The organism is Stenotrophomonas sp. TEPEL, assembly GCF_004348785.1.
Taxonomy (GTDB): Bacteria; Pseudomonadota; Gammaproteobacteria; order Xanthomonadales; family Xanthomonadaceae; genus Stenotrophomonas; species Stenotrophomonas indicatrix.
The window spans coordinates 3,002,331-3,020,170 of record NZ_QQXJ01000001.1; the positions used below are offsets into that span (position 1 = coordinate 3,002,331).

Annotated in this window: 13 protein-coding genes, 1 tRNA gene and 1 pseudogene; 4 read left to right on the plus strand and 11 right to left on the minus strand. The window is 62.9% G+C overall.

The window, feature by feature from the left end:
• Window positions 1-296: 296 nt before the first annotated feature.
• The 5 genes from TEP_RS13645 to TEP_RS13670 all read right to left on the minus strand — a co-directional run bounded on the left by TEP_RS13645 (window position 297) and on the right by TEP_RS13670 (window position 5,435).
• A complete protein-coding gene (locus TEP_RS13645; protein ID WP_132825632.1) occupies window positions 297-689 on the minus strand; it encodes a hypothetical protein in 393 nt (130 codons plus the stop codon).
• 4 nt (window positions 690-693) lie between these two features.
• Entirely contained in the window at window positions 694-1,683 is a 990-nt protein-coding gene (locus TEP_RS19945) for an RHS repeat-associated core domain-containing protein (RefSeq protein ID WP_240790704.1), read from the minus strand.
• A gap of 1,256 nt (window positions 1,684-2,939) precedes the next feature.
• Window positions 2,940-3,923 (minus strand): RHS repeat-associated core domain-containing protein, encoded by a 984-nt coding sequence (locus tag TEP_RS19950; RefSeq protein ID WP_240790705.1) that lies wholly within the window; start codon window positions 3,921-3,923, stop codon window positions 2,940-2,942.
• Between the two features lie 502 nt (window positions 3,924-4,425).
• Window positions 4,426-5,103 (minus strand): fibronectin type III domain-containing protein, encoded by a 678-nt coding sequence (locus tag TEP_RS13665; RefSeq protein WP_132825633.1) that lies wholly within the window; start codon window positions 5,101-5,103, stop codon window positions 4,426-4,428.
• Between the two features lie 17 nt (window positions 5,104-5,120).
• Complete coding sequence (locus tag TEP_RS13670; RefSeq protein WP_240790706.1) at window positions 5,121-5,435, minus strand: DUF5076 domain-containing protein; 315 nt, start codon at window positions 5,433-5,435, stop codon at window positions 5,121-5,123.
• 748 nt (window positions 5,436-6,183) lie between these two features.
• On the opposite strand from TEP_RS13670, the gene TEP_RS13675 reads away from it, so the two are divergent.
• Complete coding sequence (locus TEP_RS13675) at window positions 6,184-6,519, plus strand: hypothetical protein (RefSeq protein WP_132825634.1); 336 nt, start codon at window positions 6,184-6,186, stop codon at window positions 6,517-6,519.
• An 87-nt stretch (window positions 6,520-6,606) separates the two neighbouring features.
• Here TEP_RS13675 and TEP_RS13680 read toward each other — a convergent pair whose 3' ends face one another.
• The 6 genes and pseudogenes from TEP_RS13680 to TEP_RS13705 all read right to left on the minus strand — a co-directional run bounded on the left by TEP_RS13680 (window position 6,607) and on the right by TEP_RS13705 (window position 13,261).
• Complete coding sequence (locus TEP_RS13680; protein WP_132825635.1) at window positions 6,607-7,023, minus strand: hypothetical protein; 417 nt, start codon at window positions 7,021-7,023, stop codon at window positions 6,607-6,609.
• A gap of 348 nt (window positions 7,024-7,371) precedes the next feature.
• Entirely contained in the window at window positions 7,372-7,902 is a 531-nt protein-coding gene (locus tag TEP_RS13685) for a hypothetical protein (RefSeq protein ID WP_132825636.1), read from the minus strand.
• On the minus strand, window positions 7,880-8,839 hold the full coding sequence (locus TEP_RS19955; protein WP_240790707.1) for an RHS repeat-associated core domain-containing protein: 960 nt from the start codon (window positions 8,837-8,839) through the stop codon (window positions 7,880-7,882). The genes TEP_RS13685 and TEP_RS19955 overlap by 23 nt, the downstream gene beginning before the upstream one ends.
• 261 nt (window positions 8,840-9,100) lie before the next feature.
• Window positions 9,101-9,176, minus strand: a tRNA-Thr gene (locus TEP_RS13695).
• A gap of 84 nt (window positions 9,177-9,260) precedes the next feature.
• Entirely contained in the window at window positions 9,261-10,265 is a 1,005-nt protein-coding gene (locus TEP_RS13700) for a 2-hydroxyacid dehydrogenase (RefSeq protein WP_132825637.1), read from the minus strand.
• Window positions 10,266-10,363: 98 nt separating this feature from the next.
• Window positions 10,364-13,261, minus strand: a pseudogene (locus TEP_RS13705) (autotransporter outer membrane beta-barrel domain-containing protein).
• Window positions 13,262-13,528: 267 nt separating this feature from the next.
• On the opposite strand from TEP_RS13705, the gene TEP_RS13710 reads away from it, so the two are divergent.
• Genes TEP_RS13710 through TEP_RS13720 form a run of 3 tightly spaced genes read left to right on the plus strand, consistent with a single transcriptional unit; the run spans window position 13,529 to window position 17,819 of the window.
• Window positions 13,529-14,029 carry a sigma-70 family RNA polymerase sigma factor gene (locus TEP_RS13710; RefSeq protein WP_080149532.1) on the plus strand — a complete coding sequence of 167 codons (501 nt, stop codon included), beginning with the start codon at window positions 13,529-13,531 and terminating at the stop codon, window positions 14,027-14,029.
• On the plus strand, window positions 14,026-14,994 hold the full coding sequence (locus tag TEP_RS13715; protein ID WP_117309814.1) for a FecR domain-containing protein: 969 nt from the start codon (window positions 14,026-14,028) through the stop codon (window positions 14,992-14,994). The genes TEP_RS13710 and TEP_RS13715 overlap by 4 nt, the downstream gene beginning before the upstream one ends.
• A 41-nt stretch (window positions 14,995-15,035) precedes the next feature.
• On the plus strand, window positions 15,036-17,819 hold the full coding sequence (locus tag TEP_RS13720) for a TonB-dependent receptor (protein ID WP_240790710.1): 2,784 nt from the start codon (window positions 15,036-15,038) through the stop codon (window positions 17,817-17,819).
• Window positions 17,820-17,840 lie beyond the last annotated feature (21 nt).

Genomic DNA, 17,840 nt, shown 5'->3' on the forward strand with positions numbered 1-17,840 from the left:
GCGGAAATAGGAATTGAACCTACGACCTACGCATTACGAACCCAGCCTAGTGCCCCGACTATCGGCCCAGGAGACTAGCAACTGATCCGATAGGCCCTACCCTGGATCCATGTACCGCTGCTGCATGTAGCTCAGTCCGGTGGCCGAGTCGCTTACGTGCCCGGTACACCCTGGTCCGTCCGTGACCTGCCCACCCACCACGACGCCGTAAGGCTCGAAGTCTTAGCGCTTGATCACGTTGCCGCCGGCATCGCTCTCGGCAACAACCGAAACGATTACTATTCTAGACAATTCAGTCAGCTAGCATCTTCCATCTGTGACTGCAGATGTCGGAAGGCCGCGACGCATTCCGGAACCCCCTCTGACAAATCATCGAAAAAGAATTCTCTGTGGAAAATATCTGGCCAAATAAGAACGTCACCATCGCGAACTGCGACCCGCCAAAGTTCCGGAATCGCACCATCGATCACGTCGAATACACCGATCGGCGCGAAGGTTAGGTTCCCGTAATCATCGACCAGCTGACAAATGATCGCCCCCGCCCTATACACACTCGAACTACGGTGCAAACTAAGCCCATAAACCGTGTACTCCTTTCCGCGAGCCACGAACAATTTCGGCTTCGCCTTACCCTCTGCACCAAGGTCAGCGAGAACACTCTCCCAATCATCGATAACTTTGACTCGCATTGACCTACTTCCCCTCTTCAATCAATTTTGTTTTTGGCTCAACAACTTGTCCACTCGTCTGATTTCGATAGGCGTGGGTGGAAAACTGCTGACCATCTGGCGCCTTATGCGATGAGCTCGACACCTTAGTCCAGTCTGATGCCTGCCCTCCATGCACAGCACTGAGGCGCGGCGAATCCCGTAATCCGACACTACTAGCACCGCCAGCAATGACCTGCCCTTCGCCTGACATCAGCTCGCCAAGCTGCTGCTCGCTGGCAAGTTGCTTATTCAACCTAACTCCGTCCGCTATGTTGTCGGCTCCTTTTATCAGCTTCCCGGCCCCATCCCCGACCAGGGGCACGAGACCAACTACTGCGGCAACTATATTGACAGCAGATGGATCCTGAACAGCATCTACGCCTCCTTTTATGTCGCCGACAACCGGGGTGAAGTCTGCAACTATGGAGGCAGCTTCACGGAACGCCTGCCTAGTTTCTGGCTTCGTCCAGTCGGTCTCGTAAACCGAACGCGGCAGACTCTGTCTCCCATCAGGATCCCTGAACTTGTACGGATTCCCGTTCGCATACCGATACCGGTTGAACTGCCCAACCGGCTGCTCATACGCCGTCACCGGATCCACCGACAGGAACACCCCCACCTGCGGATCCATGTACCGCTGCTGCATGTAGCTCAGTCCGGTGGCCGAGTCGCTTACGTGCCCGGTATACCCTGGTCCGTCCGTGACCTGCCCACCCACCACGGCGCCGTAAGGCTCGTAGTCATACCGTTTGATTACGTTGCCATTGGCATCGCTCTGGGCGACAACCGAGCCCAAGGCGTCCGTATGGATGTACGTGACTGTCGTCTGTGCCATTGCGGCTGGCGACAGGCCAAGGCCAACTAACAGCAGCCAGAACAGCCAGGCCCCAAAGACGCCGACCGTTCTGAGGTGAATCTGCCATTTCCCGCGGCCGCATATTGCAGCACCCGCGGCTCTCTCGAACCTTCGCATCCTTTCACTCCTTTTAGCCTGAGGCAGCACGTCTTGGGAGGGCGGCACACCAACCCGCCGCCCTCCAGACACGATCTACCTCGCTGCAGACCATGCCGAGCACGCACCCTGGGTATTGCACGCGCGCACTTTCACGGCTGCCGGGCAAATGCCATCGTGGGTATACCGGTTCGTGTAGACATCAAAGCCTTCCGACAGTGCGTAGTACGCCGCGCCAGAGACCGCGTTCCAGGTGATGCTGCAGCTGGTCGCGCTACGCTGGGTCTTTGTCAAACCCGTCGGAACAGCCGGCGGCGGTGTCACGTTCAGGTAAACGGAAACCTGAGACGACCATGGTCCGCAACCAGAGGTGTTGCACGCCTGCACGCGGTACGACCAGGTCTGCGGGCCACTGTCCTTAGTGAACACACGCGAGGTACCGGTTGCTCCCGTGTACTGCCCGGACCAACCCGACGGCAGCGATTCCTCAATGTTGTAGGAAATGGCACGGTCGACCGCCCCCCAACTCACCGTGTAGGTCAACCCGTTGACCGACCCAGGGGCAGATATGGAAGGCGTACCGGCCACGGGATGCAACACGGTCACCCCCGCCTCGCCCGACCACGGGCCGCATCCGGCGGCATTCCGCCCAACGCCTTCGCGACGTGCCCCTCGGCACATGTTCCTCCACCACAAGCACGGGCAGCAACTTCCCCTGTTCTTACGTTGTAACCAGCAGTCACTGTCGCTGGAGCTTGGCCTTTGAGCGGCGCCAACTCTCCCGCCAAGGCATTACGTGCAGCACGTGCCTCTGCCAGAGTTTCAGCCCCTGCGCGACGACCCGAACCAGCGCCCATCGCTGCACCGGAAACAACGGTCAAACTGTCCGTAAGTGGCGATAAGGCCAACTTAGGACAGGATGCGAGGCGGTGTTTGGATGAGGATCGTCCGCATGCGATTTAATCTAAAGCGAACCTATCGCCGGCATACAGGGCATGCCGTCGATATCCGCTGCAGCGGCCGAGATGCTGATCATGCCTCCTGACTGCATCTCAACCTTCAAAGAAACTCCGCCATCCGTTGACGAATCGTCCCAGGAAGCCTCATTGATTGAACTGCTTGGCCCCCAGTGCTCTCGCCTATCAGCTGAGAATTCGCGCAGCCCTCTGAAGAATATCGACCGGCTCAAAGAACATTCGTCCAGCGCAATGAGCACCGCTGAGCTTGCAGCCCAGTCGATTCGTATTTCCACAAGCGTCCAATCGTGCATCAGAATCTCACTTTGTCTTGAGGGGAAGATGCGCGGCCGGCGACTCCGGAGCGACATGCTTCCCATTGATATCCAAACGTTGGCCACTAGCATCATTCACATGACAATGGGGGCCGCAGGCAGCGTTGGGATGTACCAGTACCCTTTGATTACCGTTCACTGGATCTACGTAGGCCCCTTTTCCAGCAGAGGGGTCCGGGCCCTTGGGCTGTAGACCGCTCTGCTTTGCAATCCCGTCGATCTCTCCCGCAGTACGTCCCGCGATGTCCTTTGGATTTATATCTGGCGACTTCGTTGGCTTGGTGACCGCACCAACAGTAACAACCCCAGTCCGCGGCGGTTGCATACGCAGTGGCGGCGCTCGAATGCCACCAGCATGGGACTGCCCGCCCTTGACGATACCGGAACCAATGGCATAGCCAGTCTGCTCAGCCCAATTGGCATGCAACGGAAATCCGTGCTCGTATCGGGAAGCATTAAGTGTTCCGTTCTCAAAGCCGGTCTGGAAGTCACTCCAACTCTGTCTCCCGTCCGGATCCGTGAACTTATACGGATTCCCGTTCGCATACCTATAGCGATTGAACTGCCCAACCGGCTGCTCATACGCCGTCACCGGATCAACCGACAGGAACACACCCAACTGCGGATCCATGTACCGCTGCTGCATGTAGCTCAGTCCGGTGGCCGAGTCGCTTACGTGCCCGGTGTACCCCGGTCCATCCGTGACCTGACCACCGACCACGGCACCGTAAGGCTCGTAGTCATAGCGCTTGATCACGTTGCCGTTGGCATCGCTCTCGGCCACAACCGATCCGAGCGCATCGGTATGGATGTACGTGACCGTCTGGGCCATCACCGGGATAGACAGGACAAGCCCGATCACCAGAATGCAGCAACGCAACGTGACGTCCGTCATCAGCTTCCCGACGCGGCCTTCAATCCCTCCAAATCGGGCAGGCCGCCCGCCTGAATGTATCTCGATCCTACGCATTCTTTCAGTCCTTTAGGGGCATCATGAAGCAGTGCCGCGTACGTTCAGTCGAACAATCGACGGCCGCCGACGCAACTATCCGCCAGCGTTGATCGGATGAGGACACCCGCGTCTTCACTGCAGCGGTGATGCGGCTGGCGCATCACCGCGCGCACTTCACAATTGCGTGTTGATCCTCTTCTGCGGGAAGGGCGGCGCCGAGTAAGGCGAACACCCACTTGCGTTGCATGCCTGCACGACATGCGATGCTGCGCAGTAGTACGACCCAGCGCGCGTCAGCTCATAGTTCGGTCCGGTGTATTGCACCTGGCCCGACGGAGCCGCCATCAGCCGATAACTGGTTGCCCCCGGGGAAACGGTCCACCGCACGCTGCAACTGACCGTCAACGTCGTACCCACGCGCCGTTCGGTTTTTGCCGAGTACATGATGGATGGTGTCTGGGGAATCGGCGTGGGAGGAATGTAGAGCGACACGATGTTCGAGTAGTCGCTGCAACCTGCCTCATTGCAAGCCTTCAAACGGAAGGCATAGGAGCCCGATTCCAGGCGCAGTACGACGGCCCGACAGTCCTCCACCGTATGAAACCCGCACCCAGTCGCCGCCATTTGTGGACTTTTCCAGATCGTAGTTGTGGCTACCACCACCACTTGCCGCTGGCCAGCTCAACACGTAGCCATTGGCTTCATCAGCAACTGGACCGGACAGCGAAGGCGGATTCGGACGTTCGATCACATTCACTGAAACAGTACTCGAATAAGGCCCCGCACCCGAGCCGTTGACTGCGCGCACGCGATAGCTATACAAACCCATCGGCTTACCAGCGAATGCCCGAGCGCTCAGGTCATTCTCCTGTACTGTGACCCAGCCGCCCCCCTTTACACTCTCCTCCAGCAGATAACGCTCTGCCACCGCAATACCGGTCCAGGTAACGGTGTAGCTACCATTGGTCGACTTCGCGGGAACACTGATGTCCGGCGCAGCTGACGGGGGATACTGGACAACGATGCTCGCCTCCGCACTCGCACCACTGCATCCGCCAGCATTGCACGCCATGACACGGTAGCAGCGAACCCCTTTCGCATCAAAGAGTTCCAGTACAGCCAAAACAAAAAGCCCCGACCAGGGCCGGGGCATTTCATGCAACTGGTGCCGGAAACAGGAGTCGAACCTGCGACCCACGCTACTACGAGCATCACTTAAGGACGATCGATGAAACCACCTTTGATTGCAGGTGAATTCTTGCCAAGCTCATTATTGAAGCACTCCTGTATCTCACGAAGGGAGGCATTCGCATCAGCACCGTACCCGGTTTCCAGCGCGTTCGCCAGATGCCGTGCAACGTCTGCCAAAATTCTTCCCCAGGCCCTTTCCTCAGGCACTTCAAACTGCTCTCTATACATTCCAACCTTCATGGAACAATGCAGCCCTTTTGCTGCAATCCAGACACGCAGCATCTCCACTGCATTCTCATCCTCGAAGGCTGCATCCGGAATGGGGCGTTCATTGATCACTTAGACGCTACCTCTCTGGTGGCCTGATATCTCGCTCCTCCCATCGAGAGGGAGCTACCTCATTTCGCTTGTTATCCAAATATTCTTTGCCACCTCGATCATTTATAGCCTGCTGCTCTTGGTTCTGACGACCCGTCCTGTCACCTTTGGAATAGCTTCCAATTCCTTCAGCGCCACTTCGGCCCCTTCCGTCGGAAGTATCGCGCTGCCTCCGCCCCATGTCATCCGTTGATCCGATGTAATCCTTGCCGGACTGGGTCTTGGATCCGTCTACGCAATAGATACAGCCTTCGGAACTATCTGCATCACCTGGCTGTGCAGGTCACGATCCATGCTTTATGGCCTGAGGGCTGCACCCGAAGGATAAGACCTCGAACCTGAGCATCCCTGAGCTCGTAGGGGCGATCTCGGCGGTCTGCAGTGGGAACAATGCGCTTGGTAAGGGCGGATGACATCGGGCGGGTTGTCGGTAAGTGACGATAAGAGCAACTTAGGACAGGATGCGAGGCGGTGTTTGGATGCGGATCGTCCGCAACCGACTTTGACTTCAGCCGAGCACTACGCGGTTTCAGACCAATGGTTGTGAACTAGCGTCACTTGGTTGACCCAGAAGGTGAGCCTTTTGAGCTGATGCCTGGAACCGCTAAAGGCTCCAATTCCTTCAGCTGCCGCAAAAAATCCTTCACCGGGGGTTGTTGTCACCACCCTTGTGAACCACCAGGGCAGTCAACATTCGACGCCCATTCGCATGCTCGAAGCGAACAATTTCGCCCAGTCGCCGCGCGATATCCTCACGATCCTCTTCTCGGTCCATGTTCAGACCAATCAATGGCGCGACATCCCCACAGGTTGCCAAGGAGCGGGATTCCGCAAGCTCAACCAGCTTTGCGTACAAAGCGCTATCAATAGACACTCTCAGCCTCCGAGCGAGATCCTACGCATCTCATCTGCTATCCAAGTATGCGCCCAAGCCATCACGCACAACTGGATGCCACGTCGATGGACTGAAGCCCCGAGACGATGGATGGCGAATGACGATATGCGCTACCGCTTCGTGATCGACATGGCCACCATCAAGGCCTGACCGCCGCGGTGATGGAACGAGAAAACCCCGGCACTGCCGGGGTTTTTTCATGGTGCACCGTCGGCTGACACGGTCATCCCCGCGAAATCAACCGATACTTCCGGCGCAATGCGGAATGCATTTCATGAAGACGTCAGCGGGCTGTTGCTCAGCCTGCTCCGCCAGCGCCTGCAGAAAGTCCGCATAGGATCCTAGGGCGGGCAGATCCCTGTAGCCCGATCCAGCCCAGAACACGAACCCGATGTTCATCTCGAACGCACGCTTCACCAGCCGGGCGATACGCGAGCCTTCCACATCCGAGTTGGATCTGATGCGCAGGTAGACGTCGTTGATCAGATCACTGGCATCCCCAGCAACTGCGGCGCAACTGACTACCTGTTCTGCCCCAGGGAAGTAGAGGTCGGCAACCCCAGCCAGGAAGTCACTGTTCCGCGCTGACGCCAGTTCATCACGCCATGTTCCCTCTGCGGCAGGATTCTGCTCGAACAGGATGAACTGACTCATGGACCACCTCGATCCTGTCGATTTTCTCTATGCCTCAGCGAGCCATCTTTCAGTCCGGCATCCCCCTTCCTCATCGATTCCGCGAGAGGTGTATCGATCCGTTTACCACTACTGGGGTCGGGACCATGTGCATGTGCGCGCGGATCGCCCGCGTGAGGGTGTGAACTGTGGACTTGCACCCACTCCGGGTTTCGAGGTGGACCGGCCAAGGCCGGGGCTTTTTGTACAACTGGTGCCGGAAATAGGAATCGAACCTACGACCCAGCATTGCCGATTGCCGAATGCCAGCGACTGCCATGAGGCTGGCTGGAGTGAGGGAATGTGCCTGGCAGAACAAAACGATCTTGCTCATTCAATCGCGACGAAAGAGTATTCCCCTGTAGGAAACTGCCAAAAGGCTGGAGCTACCTCTCCCGGCATGGTCAAGAGAAGCGCTCCAGGCACCTCCGACGCCACGGCCGAGAAGGTCTGGCCATCGGCGAAATGCAAACGAATGCCGGAGTCAACGATTAGTCCGTCGCCTTGCCAACGCACGATCTCGATGCGGACAACGTCAAGGTCTTCCTGCAAATCCAGATTGCCCCATTCGCTTGTCGATTCAACAGCACCCCTCGACAGAACTTCGACGTTTATCGTCCCAAATTCATCCCATCCTTGAGCAACGGTACTGGAAGATGTCAATTCAAGGGACATATCCGGATCAAAATCCAAGATCACCTGCCAAGCCGACCTCGCTGTCTGCGTCTTGGGAATCCTGCATGCAAGAAGCCGATGCCCTCGGAGCAAAGCAGCCAATCTATCTAGGTCCGCACCCTGCAGTTGCAGCGGCAAATAGCGTACGCCGTCGGAGACTTGTTCAATCGTAGTGTAGGGTTTCATGTGGCTTATTACCATTTGCAGGGATGTCGATGCTTTTGCCGCCGGAGCTATTTGTCTGGCGACCAAAAACGCCATTCTCTCCAATCTGTGCCCCGGGAGGAGCACTGTCTCCGCGAACCGCAGGCCTTGTGTCCCCTGCAAGCGTCTTGAGATCGCTGTCGTAGTTCCCGGTGCCGCCGAAATCCGGCTTCAGATTGCCACTTGTATGCCGCGTACCATTCTTGTTCGGTCCTGCCAAAGGGCTGCTCTGATCACCAACCAGATCCGTCGGCAAGGCCGGGGGCTTTGCGTCGCCGGAACCTGCTGTAGAGTCGGATGGATCAGCCGCTTCATTTCGATGAACCGTATCAATCACGTTTGAGAGCAACCGGCCACCATAGGCCACCGTTAGAATTACCGGCAGGGCTAGAGCATCGGCAATCGTGTTGACCTCACCAGAACATCGCCTTTCATCGCATGTAACCGCCCGCCCATCCGGGTCCGTGAACTTGTACGGATTTCCATTCGCATACCGATAGCGATTGAACTGCCCCACAGGCTGCTCATACGCCGTGACCGGATCCACCGACAGAAACACGCCCAACTGCGGATCCATGTACCGCTGCTGCATGTAGCTCAGCCCGGTTGTGGCATCACTCACATGCCCCGTGTACCCCGGTCCGTCCGTGACCTGACCACCCACCACGGCGCCATAGGGCTCGTAGTCATAGCGCTTGATTACGTTGCCGTTGGCATCGCTCTCGGCCACAACCGAGCCAAGCGCGTCCGTGTGGATGTACGTGACCGTTGTCTGGGCGATTGCGGCTGACGACAAGCCAAAGCCGATCAGCAGCACACAGCAAAGCCAGGTGCCTAACGCTCCCCACTTCCTAGTTCGATCTCCACATCCCCTAAAGCGGGCCGACACACCGCCTGCAGTTCCCCCGAACCTGTGCATCCTTCCAATCCCTGAGAGAGCCTTGAAGCAAGGCTGGGTATCCATGGCACAGGAATGGCCGGCTGCGGTTTGCAGGTCAGGAACGCTGCCAGGACCTAAGCACTTGGGAAGCCGCTGGGGCGAGTGGGTCGCGCGGCTCGAAAATCCTGGGCTGCCAGCCATGGGCTGGCACTACTGGAGGACCACGCATTCCGCCGGGCATGGCCCGGCGCTACCAGAGCACAAAAAAGCCCCGACCAGGGCCGGGGCTTTTTGTACAACTGGTGCCGGAAATAGGAATCGAACCTACGACCTACGCATTACGAATGCGCCGCTCTACCAACTGAGCTATTCCGGCGAAGCAGGCGATTTTACGGTCGCCCTGCCCCTGCGGTCAATGCGGTCGTGACGATTGCCGTCAAACGCCCACCCGCCCGGGCTCTCAACCCGCCGCCACCCGGTTGCCACACTCCCGCCCCGCCGCGAAATCGGCCAGGTTGCCCAGCGTGATCGCCGAGATCTCCTGCAGCGCCTCCACGGTGAAGAAGCCCTGGTGGCCGGTCACCAGCACGTTGGGGAAGGTCATCAGGCGCTGGAAGGCCTCATCGTCGATGATCTCGCCGGACAGGTCCTGGAAGAACAGCGCGCTTTCCTGCTCGTAGACGTCGATGGCCAGGTGGCCCAGCCGGCGCGACTTCAGCGCGCGGATCACCGCATGGGTATCGACCAGGCCGCCACGCGAGGTGTTGACCAGCATCGCGCCGGGCTTCATCCGCGCCAGCGAGGCGTCGTCGATCAGGTGCTGGGTATCGGGGGTCAACGGGCAATGCAGCGAGACGATGTCCGAGCGCGAGAGCAGCTCGTCCAGCTCCACCATTGCGCCGATCCCGGCGAACGCCGGCGAGGGATACGGATCGTGTCCCAGCACGGTGCAGCCCATGCCGCGGAAGATGCGCGCGGTGGCCAGCCCGATCTTGCCGGTGCCGACGATGCCCACGGTCTTGCCATGCAGGGTGCGGCCGAGCAGGCCATCCAGCATGAAGTTGCCCTCACGCACGCGGTTGTAGGCGCGATGGGTCTGCCGGTTGAGGGTCATCACCAGCGCCAGTGCGTGCTCGGCCACCGCTTCCGGCGAGTAGGCCGGCACGCGGGCGACGAACAGGCCGAGCGCATTCGCGCTGGCCAGGTCCACATTGTTGAAGCCGGCACAGCGCAGCAGCACCGCGCGTACGCCCAGTGCATGCAGGGCCTGCAGCACCGGCGCATCGAGCCGGTCGTTGACGAACACGCAGACGGCGGCGCAGTCCTGCGCGAGCGCGGCGGTGTGCACGTCCAGCGCCGCGTCGAAGTACACGAACTGGAAATCCTGCCCTGCCCCCTCGCGCTGGTTGGCTTCCTCGAGAAAGCGGCGGTCGTAGGGACGGGCACTGAAAACGGCGATCTGCATGGCAAGGCCTGCGCGGAAATCCGCCACGACCATAGCGCACCCGCACCCCGATGGGGATGGCACCGGCGGCGCGATGGCCGCCGGTGCCGGTACTGCCTTTAGAACGTATAGCCCAGGCCCAGCATCACGCCGTTCTGCAGCTGGCCGTCGCGGCGCTCGCCCACGTAGTCGACCATCACCGACAGGCGATCAGTGGCGCGGCTGGTCACACCCAGGTTCCAGGCCAGCACCTGCTCGCCCACGGTCTGGCTGCTGGCACCGAACACCAGGTCCGGCGCAGCGGCGAAGCCGGCGCTGTAACGGGCCTGGGTGTCGCCCAGTTCCTTCTGCCACACAACGCGCGCGCGCGGGGTGATGCGCTCGCCGTTGTTGCCTTCGAAGGTCTTGAACAGCTGCAGGCCCGCGCCGACACGGATGCTCTCCAGGCTGTCACCACGCCCCACCAGTGCGCCGGCCCCCTGCCCTTCATTGAAACGGGTGGCCGAGGTGCGCGCGTAATCGACCACCGGCAGCAGCGGCTGGATCACCACGCCCTTGCCGGTGGTGAACGAGAAGCCGTGCTCCAGCCGGGCGGAGATGGCATCGTTGTTGTACTTGGCACGCAACGGGCCCTGCAGGCCGTCGATGCCGTCGATGCTGCGGCGGGTGTCGTGGCGCAGATCGGTATAGCGCACCGAGGCCGACAGGTAACCCCGCGAATACGTGGCATCCAGGTAACCGCCCACATCCAGCGCGCGCACGTCGCCGGTGAACGCGGAACCATCGCGGCCCTTGGTCGACATGTCCGCGGCGGCAACGCTGACGCCGAGCGTCACCCGGTCATCGGCCAGCTGCGTATCGGCACCGAGCACGATGCCGCCTACGGTATGGCTCAGGCCGGCCACGCCGCTCTCGCCATCGATGCGGCCATGGCTGCCGAAGCCCCGGCCCCAGAAGCCGTGGTTGCGCGGCGCTTCGTCGCCGAAGTTGGTGCTGCTGCCACCGCCCGCCCCCGCCGGCTCCACCAGATGCATCGCCAACTGGTTGAACAGGCTGCCGTTGGCCATGCCCGGTTGCGCCGACGCCGCCTGCGCGGCCTGTGCCGCCAAGCCACCGGCGTCACCGCTGCCGCTGCGTCGTGCGGCCTGGTGCTGCTGCACCACGCTGCCGATGCTGCCAACCAGCGCGTTGTCGGCCAGGCGCAGGCTGGCGTGGCCATCACCACGCAGTGCACCGGCCTGCTGGGCGATCACATCGCGGTCAGCGAACTGCAGCGCCCCCAGCAGCGGCTTCAGGCCGGCATCCTGGCGCTGGCCGGCAGTGGCCAGTGCGCGGCCGAGTCCATCGTTGCCATTGTTGCCGGTGAGCTGCGCGAGCTGGTCGAAGCCCGGGTTGGCGGTCAGCGACAGGCCTTCGGCGGTCTGGTTGATGTTGAAGCTCAGCAGCGAATTGTGGCGCGGCCGGAACACCTCGCCGTCGGTGATGCTGGCCGTATAGCCGGTGTCACCCAGGCGCACCGCATCGGTGAAACCGCCCTGGTAGATCGGGCCGCTGACCAGCTCACGCTGATAGTTGCCGGCGTAGAAGCCCTGCGCCACGTTCAGTTCAAGGTGGGCGCCCGGCGAGATGACCAGCGCGCCCTCGTTGGCGCCGCTGTCGTAGAAGTCGCCCACACGCAGGCGCCCGGTCTGGGAGCCGCCGGCTTCAGTCACGTCGAACAGCACCTTGCCGCCCGGCATGATGTTGACGTAGCCGTGGGTGACCAGGTCACCACCACGCGGCATCAGGGTGCCGTACACGCGCAGGCGGTTGAAGCCATCCTCGCGGTACGACGGGCCGGTGGCATCGAGCAGTGCGTTCGAGTCGGTGGCAACCGAGGCGATGTCGCCGTGGCCGACCACCATGCCGGCCGCCAGCACGCGCAGCTCCGGGGTGCGCAATGCGCCGCCTTCCAGGGCGATGGTGCCGTTCTCCACCAGCATGAAATCGGCGCCGGTGGTTTCGGCGGTGCGCCAGGTGCCGCCCTTGGCGACGCGGATCACGCCAGCCGAATTGCCCAGCGTGGAGGCGTCCAGCTCCGACAGGCGCAGGCTCGCCAGCAGGTCGGCCTGGATGCCCGGATCGCTGAGGAAGTCCTGTACCGAGAAGGTGCCGATGCCGTTGGGACCGCGTGCAGCCGCGTTGTAGATGGAGACGGCCTGGTTGATGTACGTGGTGGCAAAATCGGTATCGTTCCAGCGCGCGAAGTCGTCATCGACGAACGCCTGCAGCTGGCGCGCAGTGCGCAGGTAGCCTGGGTTGATGTCGCCGCTGACATTGCCGGTGACCGTCAGGGTGTCGCCCGGATCGCGGTAACCGGCGGCGGTGATGATGTTGTTGCTGTAGATGTCCTGACCGGGGAAGGTCTCCAGCCTGCGGCCGCTGCCATCGGGATCGAAGGTGACCGAAGGGCCGGTGGTCCGGGCCGGATCGCGGAACACCAGCAGGCCGTTGGGCTGCACCACCTCGTACATGGCCTTGTGCAGCAGGCCGGCATCCATGCCGCCGCCGTAGTTGCCGGTGTAGATCTAGATCTCGGTCATCCGCGGCGACGGCGTGTAGATCACCTTGCCACCGCTGCTGGCGGCGTGGATCTGCACCGAGTCGACCAGCGGCAGGTCACCGGCCAGGTAACGCTCGACGCCACCGGACTGCATGATCGAGCACGACGAGATGCAGTGGCCGGACACGATGGTGTTCAGGCCGTTGGTGCGGATCACGCCCTGCAGCCACTCACCGGCAATCAGCGCGCCACCATTGGAGGTGCGCAGCACGACTTCGCGGATCGGGCGGCCTTCGGCCTGCGCTTTGGCCAGCAGCGCCGGCAGCGCGACGACGTCGGCGACGGTGACACCGCCACTCAGCACGACGCGATCGCCCTGCACGTGATAATTCATTGCCATGACGTCATCCATCTGGCCCAGGGTCGCGATACCCACCAGGCCTGCCAGGGCGATGCTCAACTTCGAATGCTTCATTGCGTTCTCTCTCTCCGCCCGCACCACGCGGGTCGAAAGCAGAACGCAGCAGCGGGCGCGACGCCCCCAGTCGACGGCGAGAAAAAACATGAATGCATTCACAATGGAAATGCGGGAGAAACGTGGGCTTCCCCATCCGGTCACCGTCGCGTAAAACTCGGCGACGCGTCCGTCATCGTCGTCCGAGGCCCTCCCCTGTCCGCGCCCTCCCCTTTGCTCCGTCCTGCGCCGGATCTGCCCGGGGTCCCGGATGCCTTCATCGCATTCGTGCGCGAGGAACGCGCGCCGCTGTGCGCTTTCCTGCGCGCCCGCGGTGTCGGCCCCGAGGATGCCGAGGACATCGCCCAGGACTGCATGGAGCGCCTGATCCGCTACCGCGCGCACGGCACCGAGGAGCTGCGGCTGCTGCTGTACCGCATCGCCCGCAACCGCCTGGCAGACCGCGGGCGCTCGCCGCAATCGCGCAACCACCTGTCGCTGACCGAACGCGACGGCAACGAAGAAGCCGCCAGTGCTTCTCCTGATCCGCTGCGTCAGGCAGAATCCGGGCAGATGCTCGCCCTGCTGCGCCAGGCACTGTTCAAGCTGCCCGAACGTGCCCGCGAGGTGTATCTGCTCAACCGCATCACCGGGATGAGCTATACACAGATCGCCCGGCATTGCGGCATCACCGCCAAGACCGTGGAAAAACATATTGCCCGTGCATTGCAGGGCCTGCGCAAGGAGCTGGGCCCCGATCCTCTCCACAATGATGGAGATGCCGAATGATCCGCAACGACAACAGGGATGACACGTTGCTTTTTGAACACGCAAGCGCCTGGGTAGCCCGGCTGGACGCCCCCGACTGCAGCGCCGAGGAACGGCAGTCCTTCGAGGACTGGTTGGCCGAGGATCCGGCACATGTCAGCGCGTGGGTACAGGCCGAGAAGCTGCACCAGCGCAGCGCCGGCCTGGCCAGCGACCCGTGGCTGCGCACCGCCGCCGCGCGTGCGGCACGCCGGCCGCAGCGGCGTTGGCTGCCCGGTGTCGCCGCCGCTGCAGGCGTGTGTCTGGCCGTTGGCCTGGGCTGGATGCTGTACACCGATGGCAATCCCACACCGCTGACCTACGCCAACGCCAGCCTGCTGCCGCAGCAGCGCACCCTGGCCGATGGCAGCATCGCCACGCTCGACGCCGGCACCACGCTGACCGCACGCTTCGGCTGGCGCAAGCGCGAACTGGCGCTGGAACACGGCCGCATCCAGCTGCAGGTCGAACCGTCATCGCGCTCGCTGCGGGTGCAGGCCGGCGGCAGCTCGATCCGCGATATCGGCACCACCTTCCAGGTTGAACGCCTGGCTGACGGCCGGGTCGAGGTCGCGCTGCTGGAAGGCGTGGTGGAAGTCACCAGTGGCAGCGCGCAGCACACGCTCTCGCCGGGCCAGCAGCTGCAGGTCCTGGCCTCCGGCAAGATCCAACCCGGCCCGCAGCTGTCCTCGACTGCCGCCGCCGAGGCCTGGCCGCAGGGCAGGCTGGTGTTCGACGGCACGCCCCTGTCCACTGTGGTCGAACGCATGAACCGCTATGGCACCACGCCACTGGTGGTCGCCGACCCGGACATCGCCGACCTCGCGGTCAGCGGCACCTTCCGCGCAGGCGATGCGCATGAACTGCTTTCCGCCCTGGAACTGGGGTGGTCCATTGCTGGCCAGCCGCGCTCGGATGGCGCGCTGGAACTGCGCCGCACCTACTGAGGCTACGGCCGATGCCGGCGCCGGCTGTGCTTCGTTGGAACGTGCTTCGTTGGGACGTGCTGCGCTGGGGTCTGCTGCAGGCCCTGCTGTGCGTTGTGCTGGTGCCCGGCGTCGCGGCGACGGTGGCGGCGGCAGAAGCCGTCACCCAGGTCGAGTACCGGATCGCTCCCGGCGCCCTGCCGCCGGCCTTGCAGCAATGGGCACGCCAGAGTGGCATTGCCCTGGTGTTCGACGCACGTGAACTGACCGGCCTGCGTACCGGCGGTGTCGCCGGCTCGCTGGCGCCGGCCGCGGCACTGAAGCAGCTGGCCGCCGGCATGCCGGTGAACATCCTGCAGACCCCCAGCGGCGGATTCGTGGTGCGCCGGCACGCTGCCCCACCCGCAGTGGTCGCACAGCCGGTACGACAGCCACCGCCGCCCGCCCCAGCCAAGCCGGTGCAGGTGGAACTGGCGCCGATCCATGTCACCGGCAGCCGCTTGCCGCGCACCTCCGTGCAGACCACGCTGCCGGTAACGGTGATCGATCGCGAGGACATCCTGCGCAGCGGCTACGGCACGTTGTTCGACCTGTTGCGCCACCTGCCCGGCATGAACGGTCATCCGCCATTGAGCACCTCGCGCAGCGGCGACTCGCTGTACCTGCCGGTCGGCGCGGCCGCCACCACCAGCCTGGACGGCATGGGCCCACGCGCCACCCTGTTCCTGGTCAACGGCCGGCGCCTGCCGCGTTATCCGATGGTGTCGCTGGAGGAAGGCGGACTGACCGACCTGGGAGGCATTCCGCTCAGCTTCGTCGAGCGCATCGAGCTGGTGCGTGGCGGTGCTTCGGCCATCTACGGCGCCGATGCGATGTCCGGCGTGGTCAACATCATTCTGCGTGACCAGGCAGAGGGACCGGAAGCCACGCTGCAATCGGGTGTCAGCAGCCGTGGCGATGGCGATCAGTACCGACTGCAGGCGGCCACGGGCGGCGTGCGCGAAGGCGGCGACCGCTGGTTCGCCGGCATCGATCTGCATCGCCTGCAGCATGTGGCCGGTGACCAGCGCGACTGGCATGCGGAAACCTCGCTGTACCCGATCGGGCTGATCATGCCCAACGGCGACTACTACCCGGCCACGCAGTGCCATCCGCCACTTCAGAACGAAGACGACGGTTGCTGGTTCGACAACGCGCGCCCGCGCTCGCTGCAACCGGCGTCGGAAACGCTGTCCGGCTACCTGCGTTATCGCCACGAGCGCGGTGACGGACGTTACGCCTACGTGGAAGCACGCGCCAGCCACAACCGCCAGCGTTTTGAACTGGGCCCGACCGCCGTCGCCCTCAATTTCAGCCGTGGCGCGATCCTCAACGTGGTCCTGCAGGAAGGCGGCGAAGTACGCCCACGCGTGCATGCCACCGAAGGCGACCTCAGTGTCGGCATGGGCCGTGAGCGCGCCGGCCGCAGTTGGGATGCTGGCCTCAGCGCGCAGCGCAGCCAGGTGGACCTGCGCACCGAAGGCACCGTGCGCAGCGAACGCCTGCTGGAAGCAGCACGCACGCTGGACTTCCTGCCCGGATTTTCCACCCTGCCGGCGGGGCTGGCAGAGGAGCTGTTCCCGGCCATCCACAACCGCGGACGTACCGAGCAGTGGCAGGGCTGGTGGGGCACGCAGCGCACGTTGATGACACTGCCCGGTGGTGCTGCGCAACTGGCCACCGGTATCGATCTGCGCCGCGAGCGCTGGACCTCGCTGCCCGATCCGCTGCTGGGCAAGGGCGAGCTGGCGCTGGGACTGCCGATGGAGCAACGCCGGCTGTCGCGGCAGAGCAACGCCGCTTACGCCGAAGTGGGCCTGCCGTTGGCGCCGACACTGCGCCTGGACGTGGCCGCGCGACTGGACCGCGATGGCGGTGACACTGCGTTTTCGCCACGTGCCGGCCTGCGCTGGAGCCCCAGCCCGCACTGGTCGTTCCTGCTGGCCAGTGGCCGCGGCTACCGCGCTCCCAGCATCTTCGAGCGCCGGCGGCCGCCGGGCTACTTCGGCCTGTATGGCCTGCCCGCTTCGGAGTCCCTGCCGCCGTGCGCGCGCCCATTGCGCGATGGCGGCTGCGCCGTGGAAGTGCAGGTGGTGGAGAACGATGGGCTGAAAGCCGAGACCTCGCGCAGCCACTCGCTGGCCGCCAGCTGGACACCCAATGATGCCTTCTCGCTGTCACTGACCCACAACATCGTTGAACTGCGCAACGAGATCCTCGCCCTGCAGCCCAGCGATGCACTGTGGAATCCCGGCACCTGGGAACTGGACGAGCAGGGTCGCCTGCGTGATCTTCGCCTGTCATTCGACAACATCGGCCGCACCACCTCGCGCAACTGGGTGCTGCGCGGCGAGTACCGGGTGGATACCGGCCGCAACGGGCAGTGGCTGTTCTCGCTGGATGCGTTGAAACAGCAGGAGCTGCGTCGTGATCGCGGCCACGGCGAATCGGTGGACCTGCGCGGGCATGCCACGCCGGCGAACGCGGGCATCCTCAACGTGCAGTGGCAGAACCCGTCCTGGGACATCGCCCTGCGAGGCAACCGCGTCGGCCGCACCCGCGCATGGTTGGCCGGTGAAGCGTGCGCGCAGGAACAGCATGACCAGGGCCGTTGCATGAACCCGGCGCAGCTGCGCTGGAACCTGCATCTGGCACGCCGGCTGAGCCCGCGCGTGATTGCCGCACTGGACGTGCACAACCTGCTTGACACGCAGCCGGTGAACCACCTGGTCGGCAGCGGCGGGCAGATGCCGGGGTTGGACGATCCGCTGGGGCGCTACTTCCTGCTGACCCTGCAATTCCGTTGAGCGTAGTACCCTACGCCGCCT